This is a genomic window from Pyxidicoccus sp. M6, from assembly GCF_055568925.1.
Window position 1 is genome coordinate 5,883,314 of sequence record NZ_CM145714.1, and the last position, 17,501, is coordinate 5,900,814.

The 17,501-nt window shown below is 68.0% G+C and carries 11 protein-coding genes and 4 pseudogenes; 5 read left to right on the forward strand and 10 right to left on the reverse strand.

Annotated elements, in window-relative coordinates; genetic code table 11:
- Nucleotides 1–10 precede the first annotated feature (10 nt).
- Nucleotides 11–1,012, reverse strand: coding sequence for an NADP-dependent oxidoreductase (locus ACVTJA_RS23540; RefSeq protein WP_465839337.1), 1,002 nt, complete (start codon nt 1,010–1,012; stop codon nt 11–13).
- Nucleotides 1,009–1,845, reverse strand: a complete 837-nt coding sequence (locus ACVTJA_RS23545) for an oxidoreductase (RefSeq protein ID WP_465839339.1) — start codon at nt 1,843–1,845, stop codon at nt 1,009–1,011. Before ACVTJA_RS23545 ends, ACVTJA_RS23540 begins: the two co-directional genes overlap by 4 nt.
- Nucleotides 1,846–1,950: 105 nt before the next feature.
- Between ACVTJA_RS23545 and ACVTJA_RS23550 the strand changes: the two genes are divergently transcribed.
- Nucleotides 1,951–2,520: a TetR/AcrR family transcriptional regulator gene (locus ACVTJA_RS23550; protein ID WP_465839340.1), complete on the forward strand. Its 570-nt coding sequence runs from the start codon at nt 1,951–1,953 to the stop codon at nt 2,518–2,520.
- Nucleotides 2,521–2,560: 40 nt separating this feature from the next.
- Here the strand turns inward: ACVTJA_RS23550 and ACVTJA_RS23555 are convergent, their stop codons facing one another.
- Nucleotides 2,561–3,373, reverse strand: a complete 813-nt coding sequence (locus ACVTJA_RS23555; protein WP_465839342.1) for a sigma-70 family RNA polymerase sigma factor — start codon at nt 3,371–3,373, stop codon at nt 2,561–2,563.
- Between the two features lie 112 nt (nt 3,374–3,485).
- Between ACVTJA_RS23555 and ACVTJA_RS23560 the strand changes: the two are divergent.
- Nucleotides 3,486–3,812, forward strand: a pseudogene (locus tag ACVTJA_RS23560) (MBL fold metallo-hydrolase); the annotation flags it as partial.
- Between the two features lie 502 nt (nt 3,813–4,314).
- On the opposite strand, the gene ACVTJA_RS23565 reads toward ACVTJA_RS23560, so the two are convergent.
- The 6 genes and pseudogenes from ACVTJA_RS23565 to ACVTJA_RS23590 form a co-directional block, all read right to left on the reverse strand.
- Nucleotides 4,315–6,090 (reverse strand): WD40 repeat domain-containing protein, encoded by a 1,776-nt coding sequence (locus tag ACVTJA_RS23565; RefSeq protein ID WP_465840502.1) that lies wholly within the window; start codon nt 6,088–6,090, stop codon nt 4,315–4,317.
- Nucleotides 6,091–6,198: 108 nt separating this feature from the next.
- Nucleotides 6,199–6,465 (reverse strand): annotated as a pseudogene (locus tag ACVTJA_RS23570) (WD40 repeat domain-containing protein); the annotation flags it as partial.
- A 593-nt stretch (nt 6,466–7,058) separates the two neighbouring features.
- Nucleotides 7,059–8,651: pseudogene (locus ACVTJA_RS23575) on the reverse strand (toll/interleukin-1 receptor domain-containing protein); the annotation flags it as partial.
- Nucleotides 8,652–8,981: 330 nt separating this feature from the next.
- Nucleotides 8,982–9,587 (reverse strand): SDR family oxidoreductase, encoded by a 606-nt coding sequence (locus ACVTJA_RS23580; protein ID WP_465839344.1) that lies wholly within the window; start codon nt 9,585–9,587, stop codon nt 8,982–8,984.
- Complete coding sequence (locus ACVTJA_RS23585; protein WP_465839346.1) at nt 9,584–10,123, reverse strand: SGNH/GDSL hydrolase family protein; 540 nt, start codon at nt 10,121–10,123, stop codon at nt 9,584–9,586. Before ACVTJA_RS23585 ends, ACVTJA_RS23580 begins: the two co-directional genes overlap by 4 nt.
- 657 nt (nt 10,124–10,780) lie before the next feature.
- On the reverse strand, nt 10,781–11,596 hold the full coding sequence (locus ACVTJA_RS23590) for a hypothetical protein (protein WP_465839347.1): 816 nt from the start codon (nt 11,594–11,596) through the stop codon (nt 10,781–10,783).
- Nucleotides 11,597–11,841: 245 nt separating this feature from the next.
- Between ACVTJA_RS23590 and ACVTJA_RS23595 the strand changes: the two are divergent.
- The 3 genes and pseudogenes from ACVTJA_RS23595 to ACVTJA_RS23605 form a co-directional block, all read left to right on the forward strand.
- Nucleotides 11,842–11,997: pseudogene (locus ACVTJA_RS23595) on the forward strand (glutathione S-transferase family protein); the annotation flags it as partial.
- Between the two features lie 30 nt (nt 11,998–12,027).
- Entirely contained in the window at nt 12,028–13,191 is a 1,164-nt protein-coding gene (gene hppD, locus ACVTJA_RS23600) for a 4-hydroxyphenylpyruvate dioxygenase (RefSeq protein WP_465839349.1), read from the forward strand.
- A gap of 143 nt (nt 13,192–13,334) precedes the next feature.
- Entirely contained in the window at nt 13,335–14,162 is an 828-nt protein-coding gene (locus tag ACVTJA_RS23605; RefSeq protein WP_465839350.1) for a hypothetical protein, read from the forward strand.
- Between the two features lie 231 nt (nt 14,163–14,393).
- Here ACVTJA_RS23605 and ACVTJA_RS23610 read toward each other — a convergent pair whose 3' ends face one another.
- Complete coding sequence (locus ACVTJA_RS23610; protein ID WP_465839351.1) at nt 14,394–17,495, reverse strand: di-heme oxidoredictase family protein; 3,102 nt, start codon at nt 17,493–17,495, stop codon at nt 14,394–14,396.
- Nucleotides 17,496–17,501: the final 6 nt, after the last annotated feature.

Below are 17,501 nucleotides of genomic sequence, written 5' to 3' on the forward strand. Positions count from 1 at the left end.
TGCTCCCCGCTCATCTCACCTTGACGACGACCTTCCCTTTGGCCCGTCCCGTCTCGACGTAGGTCATGGCCTCGTTGATGGCTTCGAACGGAAACACGCGGTCCACGACAGGGCGAATCACTCCTGCGTCAATGAGAGCAGCGAGCTCGCGCAATTGGGCACCCTGCGCTTTCATGAATAGAAACGAGAAGCCGACGCCGGAGCGCCTGGCCTTGCGCCTGATTCCGTAGCTCAAGAGATGCGTGGCCAGCTTCACGTACCAGGGCGCGCCGATTTCCCTTCCGAAGTCAGGATCTGGCGGGCCTGAGATCGAGATCAACCTTCCGCCGGGGCGCAGCACGCGCAGCGACTTCTCGAGCGTCGCCGCGTCCTGACTGTGGAGCACCACGTCGTAGTCGTGGAGGAGCGTCTCGAAGTCCTCCTTCTTGTAGTCGATGACGACGTCCGCGCCGAGCCCCTTCACCCAGCCTGCATTGTTCGCGCTCGTCGTCGTGGCCACTGTCGCGCCCAGGTGCTTCGCGAGCTGGATGGCGAGCGTTCCGACGCCACCGGAGCCGGCCTGGATGAACACCGACTCTCCCTTCTTCAGCCTCGCCTTCTCAACCAGCGCTTGCCATGCGGTCAGCCCGACCAGGGGGATGGATGCGGCTTCTTCCATCGTGAGCCGCCGCGGCTTGAGCGCCAGGGAGCTCTCCTTGACCGCGATGAGCTCGGCGAACGCGCCGATGTGGAAGTCATCCGGCCTGGCGTAGACCTCATCGCCCACCTTGAAATTCCGCACCTGCGCACCGACGCTGACCACGACCCCGGCGACGTCGTGCCCCAGAACGAGCGGCAAGCCATAGGGCAGGATGAGCTTGAACTCTCCGTTTCTGATCTTGGCGTCGAGCTGGTTGATGCTGGCCGCGTGGATCTGGACCAGGACCTCGTCCGCGCGAGCTTCCGGCGGAGCCACTTCGGTGGCTCGCAGAGGCGTGTTCTTCCCGTATCGGTCGACGACGAAGGCCCTCATCGCGAGCCCCGCTCGGTGGACGGTACCGCGTCGAGCCGCAGGTCTTTTCGAATCCCGGCGTCGAGTATGCCAGCGGGCGCGAACCGGCGGAGCAGGCGCAGACGATTCGCCGCCGCGCCAGCCGTGTATCGGACTTTCGGGTTGGCCGCCGTGGCGGCCTTCAGCACCACGTCAGCCACGACGCCTGGCTCGTCCGCGTTCGCCATCGCCTGGCTGACCACCTTCGCCAGGTGCGCGCGCACCTCCCGATACTCGTCGAGCTTTGCATCGGGCTCGAGGTTGTTCGCCTCGAATTGCGTCTTCGTGAAGGCGGGCTCGATGACCGAGACGCGTATCCCGCGCGTGCGCAGCTCGTGGTCGAGTGACTCCGTGTAGCCCTCGACGGCATGTTTGCTGGCGGCGTACAGCGCCACGTAGGGCAGCGGCACCACGCCGAGAATCGAGCCGATGTTGATGATGCGGCCGCGACCCTGGCGACGCATGAAGGGCACCACGGCGCGGGTCATGCGGACGAGCCCCAGGAAGTTCGTGTCGAAAATCGCGCGGGCCTGCTCAATCGAGCTCTCCTCGGCTCCGGCCGGGGCGACCCCGAAACCGGCGTTGTTCACGAGCAGGTCGATGCGGCCCTCCAAACGCATCACCTCTCCGACGGCGGCCTCCACGGATGCGTCGCTGGTGACATCCAGGGTGAGCATCTCGAACGCTCGTTTGCTCCCCTGAGCTCCCTTTCTGCTGGTGCCGTAGACCCTGCAACCCGCCTGGGTGAGCCGCTCTGCCGTGGCCTCTCCGATGCCAGACGAGGCACCAGTAACGATGGCGACCTGGTTCTTCATGTCCTGCCTCCGCGCTTGCCCGCTCATTGCATTATGACCATACTGCCATCAAGAGCCGCAAGTCGTGAGCCTCCAGTTCCTGGAGCTACAGTGGGAAGGCACCCCATGCGATACGCTCCCGAACACAACGAAACGACCCGTGCGCGAATCCTGGACGCTGCGTCGCGCCTCTTTCGCAAGCACGGCATCGCCGCCGTGGGCCTCGCGAAGATCATGGCCGAGGCGGACCTGACCGTCGGGACCTTCTACACACACTTCAAGTCGAAGGAGGCGCTGCTCCAGGAGTCGCTCCTTCGCTCACTCGAGGCTCGTCACGCGGAGCTCAAACAGGCACTCCGCTCAGGGGACCTGGAGGCAGGTATTCGCGCCTACCTCAGTCCCGAGCACCGGGATGCCTTGGGGACAGGATGCCCGGTGGCGGCCCTCGTACCGGAGGTGGCACGACACCCTCGTGCGACGCGCGACGCGCTCGTGCACAGCATGGAGCCAAGCCTCGACGTGCTGGCAGAGGTGTTGTCCGCGCGGCGCGGCACGAAGGTGAGCCGCGCGGACGCAGCCGCCTTCTTCGGGCTCCTCTCCGGCACACTGCAACTCGCACGCGCAACCCCAGACCGCGCGGAGTCGGGTGCGATTCTCGAAGCGGGAATCCGCGCGGCGCTCCAGCTCGCGCTGTAGCACCCTCGTTGCGTTCAGGCAGCCGTTCCGGAAGACAAAGTCAGGCCCGAGGTGTCACGGCTCCGTGGAGCGCCTGTCGCACCGCCGCGCGCACGGGCGCGGGGACCTCGTCGCCGGGAATGCGGCGGCAAAGAGACACGGTGCGCTTGAGGGATTCACAGGCCTCGTTGCAGCGCTTGCAGCGCCCGAGGTGGTCCTCGATGCGGACACACGTGGCCTGATCGATGTCCTGCGCGGCGTAGTCCGTGAGCTCCTGCGCCAGCTCGGGACATTCCATACCTGCCGCCGCGTCCTCTCCCATGAGCGTCGCGAGGTGCTCTCGCAACTGCATGCGCGCGCGGTGCAGCCGGCTCTTGAGGGCGCGCACCTCGATGCCCACCACGCGTGCGGCCTCCTCGGCGGACAGGCCTTCGACGTCCCGGAGGATGAGCGCCTCCCGGTACGTCTCGGGGAGCGCGAGGATGGCGGCCTGGAGGACTTCGCCCATCTGCCGTGCGTGCGCCTTCTCGTCGGGACGCGGGCCCTCGGTGGGCACTCCGGAAGCGTCGGGTGAGTCGAGCGTCAGGTGCTCCTCGGGCATTCCCGCCCGCCGCCGCCGGGCACGGAAGCAGTGACTCCGCGCGACCTGGTAGAGCCAGGTGGACAGCTCCGCGTCGGCCCGGAAGGCGTGCAGGCCCCGGAAGGCGGTGAGCAGCGTCTCCTGGAGCACCTCCTTCGCGTCCTCCTCCGAGCCGCACATGCGTAGGCCGAAGCGGTACACCTGATGCTCGTGCCGTGCGAGCAGCGCGTCCAGGGCTCCGTCGTCGCCCTCCCGTGCCGCCGCAATCAACTCCGCGTCACTTCTCGCCGCCATTGAAGGGGCCTCCTCGAAAACGCCCGGCCAGGGGGACGGCGGGCGCCTGTTCCGGCTGCCCGGTGAATCCTTTTTCCATCGGCCTGACTCTCAACGTGTGGGGGCCACGACGATGCTCTTCCGACAACTCTTCGATGCCACGTCCTCGACCTATACCTATCTCATCGCCGACCTGGCCAGCCGCAAGGCGCTCCTCATCGACCCGGTTGCCGAGCAGGCGGAGCGCGACCTGACACTGGTGCGTGAGCTGGGTCTCACCCTCAGTCATGTCTTCGACACCCACGTCCACGCCGACCACGTCACCGCCTCGGGCCTCTTGCGGGAGCGCACGGGCGCCAGGGTGGTGGGAGGCGCGGCGGGCGCACCGTGCGCCGACCTCCACGTGAATCACGGCGACGTGGTGCGCGTGGGCACCCTGGAGCTCCAGGTGCTCGCCACGCTCCACCGGAAAGGCGCATCGGCTTGGGGGCCCCCTCCAGCAGCCCTCTTGCCCCGCAGTGCCCCGGGCCGCTCCCCGCAACAGTGCCCTCATCCTTCCTATTGGCCGCGGCGAGACGCGGGCCCATGCCCGAAGCACCTCAGTTGAGAGAGGCGCGGGAGAAGCAGGCAGCGGGCAAGTCCGACTCGGCCACCGAGGAGGCGCTGATGCTGGAGCCTGGCTCCTCGCCCGTCAGGCATTGACCAGGGCTCGGGAGGAGGCAAACCCGGCCACTCGTTGGAACGGCGGGGACCAACCGCAAGCAGAGAGGACACCGTGGCTACCGTGTGACAGGGAGAACCCGACGGGCAAGGCTGGCGCCGCGCTCGAAGGAGGGGGCCCAGCCACATCGGTGACGACGCTGGGGGTGTGGCGGTGCAGGCATGCTCCCGGCGCTGAGGGCGCCGTGGATGTGACGTCCCGAGCGGAACCGGTGCCGAAGCGGTGCTTTGGAGCACGGGCTTCAACGCGCTGTGCCGGCGTCAGTGGGTGCTGTCCCAGAGACACTGGGGACCGAATCCTCGGTGCAGGTGGTGTCCTCGTGGAGGAACGTGCGGCGTTCCTCGCAGGTGAGCGTGCGGCCCACGTCAAGCTTCGCGAAGGCTTCCGGGTCCCAGCGCCAACTCGGCCACAGGCGCGCGGTGCCGTCATGAGAGGCGGTGAGGACGCGCGAGCCGTCGGGGCTGAACGTCGCTGTTCTCACGATACCGGAGTGGCCCTGGAGTATGGCCAGGGGCTTGCCGGTGGAGGCCTCCCACAGCCGCGCGGTGTGGTCCCAAGAGGCGGTGAGGACGCGCGAGCCATCAAGGCTGAAGGTCGCTGACTCAACGTTACCGGAGTGGCCCTGGAATGTGGCCAGGGGCTTGCCGGAAGAGGCCTCCCACAGCCGCGCGGTGTTGTCAAAAGAGGTAGTGAGGACGCGTGCGCCGTCCGGGCTGAACGTCGCTGACCACACGATACTGGAGTGGCCCTGGAGTATGGCCAGGGGCTTGCCGGAGGAGGCCTCCCACAGCCGCGCGGTGTTGTCCCCGGAGGCGGTGAGGACGCGTGAACCATCGGGGCTGAACGTCGCTGACCACAGGCCGTCGGAATGGCCCTGGAGTATGGCCAGGGGCTCGCCGGAGGAGGCCTCCCACAGGCGCGCGGTGCCATCCTCGGAGGCGGTGAGGACGCGCGAGCCGTCCGGGTTGAACGTCGCTGACCTCACGGCCTTGGAGTGGCCCTGGAGTGTGGCCAGGGGCTTGCCGGAGGAGGCCTCCCACAACCGCGCGGTGCCATCCTCGGAGGCGGTGAGGACGCGCGAGCCGTCGGGGCTGAACGTCGCTGACCTCACGGCCTTGGAGTGGCCCTGGAGTATGGCCAGGGGCTTGCCGGAGGAGGCCTCCCACAGCCGCGCGGTGCCGTCCTCGGAGGCGGTGAGGACGCGTGAGCCGTCGGGGCTGAACGTCGCTGACATCACGTAGTTGGAGTGGCCCTGGAGTATGGCCAGGGGCTTGCCGGAGGCCTCCCACAACCGCGCGGTGTTGTCATACGAGGCGGTGAGGACGCGCGAGCCGTCGGGGCTGAACGTCGCTGACTTCATGTCCCGGGAGTGGCCCCGAAGTGTGGCCAGGGACTTGCCGGAGGAGGCCTCCCACAGGCGCGCGGTGTGGTCCCAAGAGGCGGTGAGGACGCGCGAGCCGTCGGGGCTGAACGTCGCTGACCACACGTCGTCGGAGTGGCCCTGGAGTGTGGCCAGGGGCTTGCCGGTGGAGGCCTCCCACAGCCGCGCGGTGTGGTCCCAAGAGGCGGTGAGGACGCGCGAGCCGTCGGGGCTGAACGTCGCTGACTCCACGGCTCCGGAGTGGCCCTGGAGTATGGCCAGGGTCTTGCCGGTGGAGGCCTCCCACAACCGCGCGGTGTAGTCCCAAGAGGCGGTGAGGACGCGCGAGCCATCGGGGCTGAACGTCGCTGAGCTCACTTCCATGGACTCGCGCTGGAGTGTACTCACGATCAGGGAGTGACCCTGAAGTGTGACCAGGGGCTTGCCGGAGGAGGCCTCCCACAACCGCGCGGTGCCGTCCTCGGAGGCGGTGAGGACGCGCGAGCCGTCGGGGCTGAACGTCGCTGACCTCACGGCCTTGGAGTGGCCCTGGAGTGTGGCCAGGGGCTTGCCGGTGGAGGCCGCCCACAGCCGCGCAGTGCCGTCCTCGGAGGCGGTGAGGATGCGCGAGCCGTCGGGGCTGAACGTCGCTGACACCACGGCCTTGGAGTGACCCTGGAGTATGGCCACGGGATTGCCGGAGGAGGCCTCCCACAGCCGCGCGGTGCTGTCATGAGAAGCGGTGAGGACGCGCGAGCCGTCGGGGCTGAACGTCGCTGACACCACGGCCTTGGAGTGACCCTGGAGTGTGGCCAGGGGATTGCCGGAGGAGGCCTCCCACAGGCGCGCGGTGCCGTCATGAGAAGCGGTGAGGACGCGCGAGCCGTCGGAGCTGAACGTCGCTGACCGCACGACACTGGAGTGGCCCTGGAGTGTGGCCAGGGATTTGCCGGAGGAGGCCTCCCACAGGCGCGCGGTGCCGTCAGTGGAGGCGGTGAGGACGCGTGAGCCGTCGGGGCTGAACACAGCCATGCTGATAAGACCTCGGTGCCCCCGCAGGACAAACAGGCAGGGCTCCAGGCATCGAGATGCTCGCCGAGGTTGTTGACCGGTGCGAGGCGTTGGGCCTCCTGAAGGAGGAGGAGGGGCCGCTGAGGGTCCTCTCGAATGGTCTGACGCGCGCTCAGGACAAGCTCGCGTGAGAAGGCGACGCGCTTCTCATCCTCTGCTCGTTGAAATTGCCTGTAGAGCAGGACCGAGCCAGCGATGACGGCAGCGATCGCGAACAGCAGTCCGCTGACGAGGTTCCGCAGGGAGCGGGCCGAGCGCCGGGCTTTCGCCGCTCCCTCGGCTTCGACCCTGCGCCGGGCTTCCGTCTCCTCGGCGAGCCGGCGTGCGGCCTCGAGCTCGCGCTTCGTTTGTTCCTCCTCCTCACGCTTGTGCTGGTCGCGCAGGACGATGCTTGCCTCGAGGAACTCGCGCTCGATCTGGTTGAGCAGCGCGGGCTTGTGCGCGAAGAGTTCCTCGGCATCGAGGAGATGGGCACCGGTGTAGAGGTAGCCGACGCTGCGTCCCTTCTTGCTCCACTCACCGGCCGCCTCCGCCAGGCGGCGCTGGCCCCGGAGCTCGCGCCGGTCCTCGTCCAGCCATTTGCGCAGGGTGGGCCAGGTGCGGATGAGGACCTCGTGGGCTACCTCGACGCGGTCCTGGTCCACGACGATGAGCCGCGCCCCAGGCCCCGAGAGCACCCGCAGCACGTTCTCGACGCGCGCCTCGGGAATGCCAGGGAAGGCGAGCTCGGCGCGGGGGATGCGGCGCCGGGTGTCCTCGCGGCCTTCCCCCAGGGACGTGAGGCGGACCAGGATGAGCCGCACCACCTTGCGCTCCTCGGGCTGGAGCGCCTCGTAGCAGGCCTGGGCGCGACGCTGGAGGGCCTGGGAGATGCCGCCGCTGGCCTCATACGCGCTCAGGGTAAGCCAGGCCCCAGTGCGTGTCCGCCAGAGCTGGTCGAGGGCATCCTCCAGCAGGGGCAGGGCCCCGGGCTCACGAGAGACGTCCTTGAGGATGGCGGTGAGCAGGCCCTTCTCCAGGTACGCGCCCACCTTCTGGGCCGGGCGAAGGATGACATCGCGCAGGGCCTCGTCGCCCAGGCTGCCCAGCAGCACGATGCGGTCCTGGAGAAGCTCGCGGAGGGGCGCGAGGCCCAGGCAGCGGTCGAAGAAGTCTGCCCGCAGGGTGACGAGGATGCGCAGGGTACCGCTGCCTTCGAGCGTGGCGTTGCGCAGGTTGGCGACGAAGGGCGCTACCTCCTCCGTTCCTCCGTCCCCCGGGGCATATGTGAAGAGCTCCTCGAGCTGATCGACCACCAGCACGCACGGGCCGGGGCTTTTCTCCGTGAGGGTGGCGAGGGCGGTGCGCAGGCCGTCAGGGCGCTCCAGGAAGCGTCCGTGGAGGGAGTCGGACAAGGAGAGACGCTGCTCGCCAGAATCCTCGCTGGAGGCGAGCGCGTCCGACAGTGCGCGCAGGGGTCTGCCGCCTGGGCGTATCGTCCAGGTGCGTACCCCCGGGCCGAGCATGCCGCCCTGCCGCTTCAAGCGATGCAGGACACCGCCCAGGACGAGCGAGGACTTGCCGCAGCCGGAAGGCCCCACCACGGCGACGAACCGCTCGCGGCCGAGCTTCTCCAGGGTGCGAGCGATGTCGGGCTCACGGCCGAAGAAGTACTCGCTATGGGCCTCGTCGAAGGCCAGCAGGCCGCGGTAGGGAGCAGGCTCGTCTGGCAGCGTGAAGACATCCCCCGCAGGAGCCCGTCCCTGGATGCCGGCCACCAGGCGCGCGAAGGCCCCCTCGCTGTCGAGGCCATCGCGGAAGTCGACCCAGGTGCGCAGGCTGAGGAAGCCCTCCTCCATCTGCTTGGGGTTGGCACCGGGGAGAAGGACGGGGATGACGCGGAAATCGTCGCGATTCTTGACGGCGCGGACGAGGGCCAGTTGCCACTCCTCGTTGTGCCAGGGGCCTGGACCGGAGGGGCCGAAGAAGATGGCGGCGGTCTCGCTGTCGGCGAGGGCCTGCTCCAGCGCGGGTTGCCAGGAGTCACCCGGGACGAGATGCCATTTGTCCAGGAAGGGGTTGAGGCCGGCCTGAGCTCGTAGCCGCAGAGCGAGCTGCTCGACGGCAGGCTTGTCCGCGCTGCTGTGCGAGAGGAAGACATGGAACACGCGGCCCCCCGGTGTGCTGGCTCATCGACTCCATCTGAATCAGCGCTCGCCCCGACCGGTCTCTCCCCTCGGTGTCGTGGGCTCCCAGTGCGCCGTCACGTGGAGGGGAGCTCGACCACCGGGCCCATCGTGGGTCGAGCCAATCTGGACATACTCAGGCTCGGCACCTCGCCGTCATCGTTCTGCGTGAAATTGACGATTGAGATTGTCATCATCTGGCAGTCCCCCCTGCGTGGTGAGGGTCAGCGTACTCGCTGCGCAAGCCACAGTTCATCGCCTCGCGGGATGTCGAATGTGCTGACAACGGGACAATGGTGGATGGCGAGTCATTCAATTGAAAGGGTAGGTCGCGCTGGTTGGAACGGATAGGGTGCGGCAATGCACGAGCTGATCCTGCACCAGTGCGTGAGTGATGACGTCGGCGAGGTCGTCGGGATGAATGAATGCGATCCTCCCTTGCCCGGTAGAGGAACGGAGGACCCCCTCCGTGGCAATCGACTGAGCCCAACCGAGCACGTTCGACATGAAGGCGGCTGACTGGATGAACGTGTACGGCATACCGCTCTGCCGGACCGCGTCCTCGCCGCGCGCGTGCCATGGGCCGGTTCCCACCCCGGTCCGGACGTCCAGCGTCGAGAGCTTCACCATGTGCTTGACACCCGCATCCACAGCGACCTGAACGACGACTCGGTCCCGACCGGCGAGGCGTGGCCCGCTGTTGAGGAGAAACACGCCGTCGTTGCCGGCGAGTGCCTTCCGTAGAGCGGGGCCTGGCTTGGCCAAGTCGCCGACGTGCATGTCAACCTCGTCGCCGAACAGCGCCCGTGCTCGGGCTGCATCCCGGACAAAGACGCGGGGACGATGCCCACCTCTGATGAGGCGATGGGTGACGAGAGAGCCGATATTACCTGTCGCGCCAGTAACCAAGAATGTCATTGAACGCGGCTCCAGGTTCGCATGAGCTCAAGGACGACCTTTCGCTGACCGGCAAGCGAAAGGTGCAGGCCATCCTCCGTGAAGAGCTCAGGCGGTGGAGATGCGCCGAAGGCCGCAAAGAGGTCGACCGTGGGCTCCTCGAGGGCACGGATGGCCTCCGCGACACGGCGGACGTCCTCGTTGCGGAAGTGGACTCCGAAGCGGGACAGCCCCCAGTGCTTCGACGCGCGATCCTCAAGGACCGGGGGAGGATCTGCCGTGTGACTGTCGCCGAACGTGACAATGCGTGCGCTCTTGCGCAACGGTAGTTTTTCCAGCATCCGGCTGAACTCGGGTTCCGCGAGCAGCCCCTGTGCGGCTTCTCTTGCGCCCTTCTGGCTCTGAGCGAGCTCGGCGCGGTACGTCTCCGGCTCGAGGCCGAGCAAGGCGGCGCACGTCTCGGCAGATACTTTGCCGCCGCCCGGAAGCGACGAGACGGTCCTCTCCGGTTGAAGGACTTTCACGAGCCAGCGCCTCTGTTCAGTTGACCATTCCATGTGCTCCATCTCCGGTGATTGGGGAGGCATGGAGGTACCGGACAGGGGCCGCACGGTCAGCTCGCGTTGCCCCGCGGCCAAACCTTTGAAATGACTCCTTCCTTACGCAGCGGCGAGTGACTTGCTCAGGTTCCACGCACAAACGCGCAGGGGTCGTGCTCGCGGAGGCCCGTGATCGTCAGGCCATCAGCCGTAATTGGGGAATGAGACATAGGTCCTTGGCCGTCGCGGCGAGCAGGTGCAGGACACCGCTCTGGTTCACTACCGTGCGCGTCCCCTCGGGGACAAGGAAGGCCTCGGGCTCGACATCGAGCTCGGGGCCTTCTTGCTTTGGGTCATTCAGCTGCGGCGGCGCCGGCGTGCGACGGCCGCGAGTGCGCCGACGAGAATCGGCGCTTCGCCGGGGTGGGGCCGGTTGGCAGGGGCTCGCAGGCCCTGTCACTGGCTCGCAACCCGCGAAAAAGACTGGTGCTGTGCAGGGGACGGGGGCGGCGCCGGTTGGCACCGTTTCCACTGTTTCGACTCGCCGTGGTGCGCCGGTGGTGCGGCCGGTGGCCCCGCCGATGCTCACGGTGCGGACGCGCTGCAGGCGCACCAGGTGCACGCGCTGCAGCAGCGGCTGCGCTGGACTGAGGTGGACGTGCGGCTCCCTCGCCCTCAGCGCCCCTGCAGCACCCACCGCGGCGTCTCGCCCGCGTTGGTGCCCAGCTTGACCTCCAGCCGCTTGCTGGAGAGCGAGCGCATGAACCAGACGCGCACCTGGTTCTGGCCCTGGGACCAGAAGGCGAAGCGGCAGTAGCCGGAGAAGTTCTCGGTGAAGATGATGTCGCCGAAGGTGTCCGTCCCCCCGTTGGCCGGGGCCTCGCCCACCGCGACCGAGTTGGTGAGGGTGTAGTGGTCGGTGCCCGAGAAGGTGAGCGTGACCGTCTGCGAGGGCGCGCCGGTGGTGCCGTTGTCGCTGACCTCGGTCACGGTCCACGGCCCGCCGGCCTTCACGGCCGCCCACCACTGCGAGCAGCTCGCCGACTGCTGCAGAGTGGAGCCGCCGCCATCCTCGTCCTCGTCGCCACCGCTGATCTGCGTGAACTGAGCCACCGAGCCCGAGAGCGCCTGGCTGCGCAGCGTGATGAGCGTGCCCTCCGTCTCGATGTCGACCACCGTCCGGGTGTAGCTCGCGAGGATGCCGTCGACGATCTTCGGATTGACGATCTGGCCCACGCACTCGGTGTCATCGCACTCGATGTCCTGGATGAAGGCATCGCCGGTGTCGAACACGGAGCGGTTGGTCCCGAGCGGCGAGTTGCCGAAGTCGGTCACGACGGCCGTGTCACCGTTGAACTCGATGGTCAGGCCGTCCACGCCGCGCCATACGCCCTTGAGCGCATCCTCGAGGGGGTTGCCGCAGCCGCCGAGGACGAACAGGGCGGCGAGGCAGAGCGAGGCGGTAACGGAGGAGCGGGGCAGGAGGTGCATGGCCGTTCTTCTACCCTCAGTCCGTGTCCGCCGCCATCCGCGGCGGGTTCCAGGGCTTCGCCTCTCTCCCCCCGAGGGTGGCTGAACGCGGAAGGCTGTCGGAGCTTCAGGGCGCGCGCCGGCGGCGCAGCCACCACCGCACGAGCACGAGGCCGAGCTCGGCCCCCCCGTCAGCGGCCCTCCTCGTCCCCGCTGCTCCTGCCCGCCACCCTCAACAGAGTCCCTATCCGTCTTATTATGAGCCGGACATCTGCCTGGTGCCGCAACTCCACGGAGCCCGGCGTTTCGCGGTAGACCTGACGCCGTACCCCACGCTGCTGCGCATCGAAGCGGCGTGTAACGAGCTCCCCGCCTTCCAGGCGGCCCACCCCGACCGGCAGCCCGACGCGGTGCCGGCCTGACGCTCGCTTCGAGCGCAAGGAGTCACGGACATGGAGAAGCAGGAGTCGCTGGGCATCAAGACGCTCGAGAGCATCCACTGGTACGTGCATGACCTGGAGCGCAGCCGGGCCTTCTACACGAAGGGACTGGACTTCGCGGAGCTGGGCGTGTCGTCGCAGGAGTTGGAGAAGCAGGGCAAGCAGAAGTCCGCCGTGTTCCAGGCGGGTGACATCGTCCTCATGGTGAGCCAGCCGGTGGGCGAGGGCGGCCGCGCGTGGCGCTGGCTGCGCAAGCACCCGGACGGGGTGGGCACCCTCAACTTCGAGGTGGAAGACGCGCAGAAGGCCTTCCGCCTGCTGGACCAGCGGGGCGCCACCTTCATCACCGACATCCAGCGCTCCACGGACTCGCGGGGCGGGAAGCTGGCGATGTTCTCCATCACCACGCCCTTCGGTGACACCACCTTCCGCTTCATCCAGCGCGACGGCTACAGCGACCTGTACCCGGGCTACGTGCGCCACGCGACGCCGCTGGGTGGGAAGAACAAGTACGGCTTCGGCCGGGTGGACCACGTCACGTCCAACTTCCAGACGATGCGGCCCATGCTCCTGTGGATGGAGCACGTCATGGGCTTCGAGAAGTTCTGGCACATCGAGTTCCACACCGAGGACGTGGCGGCCAAGGAGAAGCGCTCCCACGGCAGCGGCCTGAAGTCCGAGGTGGTGTGGGACCCGAAAAGCGGCGTGAAGTTCGCCAACAACGAGCCCTACCGCCCGTTCTTCAAGGCCTCGCAAATCAACCTCTTCAACGAGGACCACCGGGGCGATGGCGTGCAGCACCTGGCGCTCACCGTGAAGGACATCCTCTCCACGGTGAAGGACATGCGGCAGTCCGCGGGCATCGAGTTCATGCCCACGCCCGGCACGTACTACGACGCGCTGCCCGAGCGCATCCAGAAGCTGGGCATCAAGAAGATTGACGAGGACATCAAGACGCTGCGCGACCTGGAAATCCTCATCGACGGGGACAAGGAGCACAGCTACCTGCTCCAGATTTTCATGAAGGACGCGGCCAGCCTCTACAAGGAGCCGTCGGCGGGCCCGTTCTTCTACGAAATCATCCAGCGCAAGGGTGACCAGGGCTTCGGCGGCGGCAACTTCCGCGCCCTCTTCGAGAGCATCGAGCGCCAGCAGGCCTCGGAAGGGCGCATCTAGGACGGGCCGCGTCCGGCCTCCGGAGGGCTGTTGCAGTTGTATCCGTCATGCTTGAGTGGAGCGGCATGCGGACATTCCTCCGGAGGCACACGGTCGCCGCGCTCGCGGTGGGGTTGAGCCTCCTCCTTTTCGGATGCACCATCTTGAGCACCCAGGGTTCGAAGACGTCCGGCAGTCCCCCTGAAGCCACGCGGTACCCGCAGGAGATGGAGGCTGCCATCGAGGCGGCGCTCATCCTTGCCGCGCTGGGCCCGGCGCAGGGGGCCGATGAAGAGCTCCTGGCCCGGCACCGGCTGGAAGCTGGGGACAACGAGCTCGAGCTGCTCCGGCGCTACACGCTGGAGGGCGAGGGCCCCGAGGCAATCTCCACGAGGGAGGCCGAAGTGATGCTGGAGCTGACGGGCTTCGCGCCCGGCGACCCCGTGGAACTCACTGTGGACGTCGCGCGCCTGCCGCACCTGCTCGTCCGCCTCGCGGACCCGGAGGCCCGGGTGCTGTCGCGCGCGGCCGCCGTCGCGGGCGTGGACGAGGCCGAGCTGCGTACGGTGCTCCGGCGCTCGGGCCTGGACCTGGAGGCGCGCACGCTGAAGCGCCACCCGTGGACCCGGATGCCAATCGCGCGGGACAGGTCGTGGACGAGCGTGCAGGTGGTGGAGACGGTCAAGGCCCCGGGCCTGCAATTGTCGCTGCGCGAGGCCCGGCTGCTGGACCCGTCTCTCACGGTGGGGCCGAGGTGGAGACGCCGAACACCCGGGAGGCGCTCAGCGACGTCCTCGAGGCCCTGCCTCCCCAGGCGCTGTCGCCGCGGGAGGGGACCGGGGCTCGAAATGAGCCCCGGTCCGACTCAGGACGCGCGCGCGTGGAGGTACATCAATCCAAGCAGATGCGCCGCACGCAGCAGTTCCAACACACGGTGTGGTTGCCGCCGCCGGACTCACATGCAGCGATGCATTCGGCCATCTCCTCGGTGATGCCAGGAGTGCCGCCGGTTCCCGAAATGCTGCTGGACGCAGCGGCAGCCGCGCCTCCGATTCCCAGGCCGAACAGGAACACGCTTGCGGTGAACAGCTTCTTCTTCATCTCGGACTCCTCCGGGCAGTGCACCCCACCCTGGGGTGCTGGAGAAGATTAAAACACAGAGGAGGCCACGCTGGCGCTTTCGGGGTGCACGTCTGCGCGCCGCCACGTGCTCGCCGCGACCTTCAGAGCGACTGAAGGAACTTGAGCAGCGCCGCACGGTCCGAGCCGGCCATGGTGCGGAACGCCTCTTTCGAGCCCTCGGCCTCGCCGCCATGCCAGAGGATGGCCTCGCTCAAGCTGCGGGCGCGGCCATCGTGCAGATAGGCCTCGCCTCCGCTCACGCCGGCGGTGAGCCCGATGCTCCACAGCGGCGACGTGCGCCACTCGGCGCCCGACGCGGTCCACTCGGACAGGTTGTCGGCCAGGTCGGGGCCCAGGTCGTGCAACAACAGGTCGGTGTACGGGTGGATGGTCTGCCCCCGTAGCTCGGCGAGGGGGTGATAGGGGCTCGTGGTCATCGTCGGTGCGTGGCACTGCGCGCAGCCCGCCGAGGTGAACAACGTCTCACCCTGCAAGGCCTCCGGGTCGGTGAGCTCCCGGCGCGCGGCGACACCGAGCGTCGCGATGTAGCGGTACAGCAGGGCCAGGTCGGCGTCGGACAGCTCGGTGCTCGGCCCCGGCTCCGGCTGTGACGAGCCACGGTCGACGTTCGGGAAGATCGACGTCGTGACTCCCATGTCGTTGACCAGTGCGCTCGCGAGCTGATGAGTCACGCGCGCCTGCCCCGCCTTGTAGCCGAACCGACCGAGGCGCTGGGCGCCAGTCTGCGGGTCGATGACCCACTGCATGCGGCCAGAGATGCCGTCGCCGTTCGCGTCGTTGGGATCGGCGAGCGCGGCCACCGCGTCTTCGCGCACCGCCTCGAGCAACCCGAGCCCGACCAGCTGCGGCGTCAGCCGCACCGAGTAGAACGAGGGCACCACGCCGGTGAACGTGTAGCTCGGCTTCCGCAGGGAATAGGGGGTGCCGTCGCCGTAGGTGCCATTCGTGGTGGTGTAGCTGCGGATGTACGCGCCGCCCTCGGCCACGCCCGAGGTGACCTGCGGCTGCAGGTAGCGGCCGAGGTTCGGGTGCGAGGCCCCGGTCGCGTCACTGCCGACCCGAACGACGGACTCGAGCATCGGGGCGCCGATGGTGGGCGGGAGTGCCCGGCCGTTGTTCACGTGACAGGCCACGCAGCTTCGCGCGACGAAGGCAGGACCGAGCTTGCCGGCCTGCGCGGTGAAGATTGGGTTACCGGGCTCTTCGTGTGAGCCGTCGCCAAAGTCGGTGTGGTGCAGGCGGCGGCCGAGCATGAACGGCTGCACGCTGTTCTCCGACATGTGCCCTGCGATCTGCTTGAACCGGTGCTGGGGCTCGTTGGAGTACTGGTACGGCAGCGTGGCGCGGCCACCCATCCACGCGGACTGCGGCAGGGGAAACGAGTCTTGTGCGCCCGACGGCAGCACCGGCCCCTGGCCGTACCAGGGCACGAGGCCGCCCGAGCCAACGATGTACAGCACCGTGGTGCCGTAGTAGTTCTCGCGGCCGTTGGTCGGAGCCTTGAGAAACTGGCTGACTTCGATCTCGACGCGATCACCCACCCGCAGCGGCCGGTTCTCTTTGGGGTTGTGGCTGATGGTGGCGCGGTAGTGCAGCGGGTCGAGCCGGGTCGCGCTCAGGTTCAAGTGGTACTCGGCCTTGGTGGTGATGCCGCGGAAGATGGCTCGGAACTCCGGCGCCTCGAGCGGCCATTCGGGGTTGATGTTGAACTCGATCTCGGTTCCACCCTTCGCGACCTTGTCGACGATCTCGATCTTCGCGGTGCGCTGCTCCCAGTAGAACGTGAGGTAGTGGTCGTAGATGTGAAACTCCGCTTCGCGGGCGTGGCGATCTCGCGCCCGGTCCCCGAAACGGGTGATCAAGGCGGTCGGCGTGTCCTCGACCATCGCCGGCTCGAGCACGGTGGTGGCGTCGAACAACGGCACCGGCCCGCTGCCCGCGGCCAGGGTCGTCGCCGTCACGGTCGCGCTGAAGGCGCTGGCGCCAGCGGCGTTGGTGGCGCGCACCGCGTAGGTGTGCGTGGAGCCGGCCGCCAGGCCGGAGTGCGCGTAGGGCGAGGTCACGCTGGTGACAGTCACTCCGTCGCGCTGCAGGTCGTACCCGGTCGCTCCCGGCACCGCGCTCCACGAGACGGTGAGTTGGCTCTCGCTGTCGGCGGTCGCGACCAGGCCTGAAGGCACCGCCGGGGTGCTCGGCCCGGCACTTCCATAGACTTCAAGCTCCCACAACGAGTAGCCACCCGAGGTGCCGCGTGCGGTGCCATACATGCGTACGTAGCGGCCGGTGCCCGAGACGGCGTGCGTGGCGACTCCCCCGCTGCCTCCGGTGACCGTGACCACGTCCGTCCACGTGGTCAGGTCGTTCGAGAGCTGGATCTTGTAGTCCTTTCCGTAGGCCGTCTCCCAGCGCAAGACGATGGTGGAGATCGTGTAGCTCTGGAGCAGATCGACCCAGATCCAGCCGGGATCGGTGGGGGTGCTCTCCCAGCGAGTGCCGAGGTTGCCGTCGCAAGCCTTGTTGGGCGTGTTGGTGGCGTTCTGGGTGTTGGATGCCGAATACACCTTGCCGATGGCGAGGTTGGTTCCCAGCGGGTTGATGGTGAAGACCAGCGTCTTCGAGTCGGTGCCAGCGGCGTTGATGGCGCTGATGACCACGCTGGTGGTGCCAACGGCGGTGGGCGTGCCCGAGATTTCTCCCGAGGCAGGGTTGACGCCGAGGCCGGGCGGCAGACCGGCCGCGGCGTAGCTGCTGGGAGCGTTGCTGGCGGTGATGAAGTAGCTCAACGAAGTGCCCACCGTTCCGCTCTGGGAGAGCGGGCTGGTGATGGACGGCGGGGCCACGGCTTCAGCGATGGTGAAGACCAGTGTCTTCGAGTCGGTGCCACTGCCGTTGGTGGCGCTGATCGTCGCGCGGGTGGTACCCGCCCCGGCCGGTGCGCCCGAGATCAGCCCGCTCGTCCGGTTCACGTTCAGCCCAGCCGGTAGGTTGCTCGCGTCGTAGGCCGTCGGCGAGTGGGTGGCGGTGATCTGGTAGCTCAACGTCACGCCCGCGGTACCCGCCTGGGTGAGCGCGCTGTCGATCACTGGCGCCACTGGCGTCACTGGCGGCTGCCGCTGCTCGGCCGGCTCGCACGCCAGGACCGCACACAGGACGAGGCAGAATCTGAAGAGGGTCGAGTGCATGCGAGC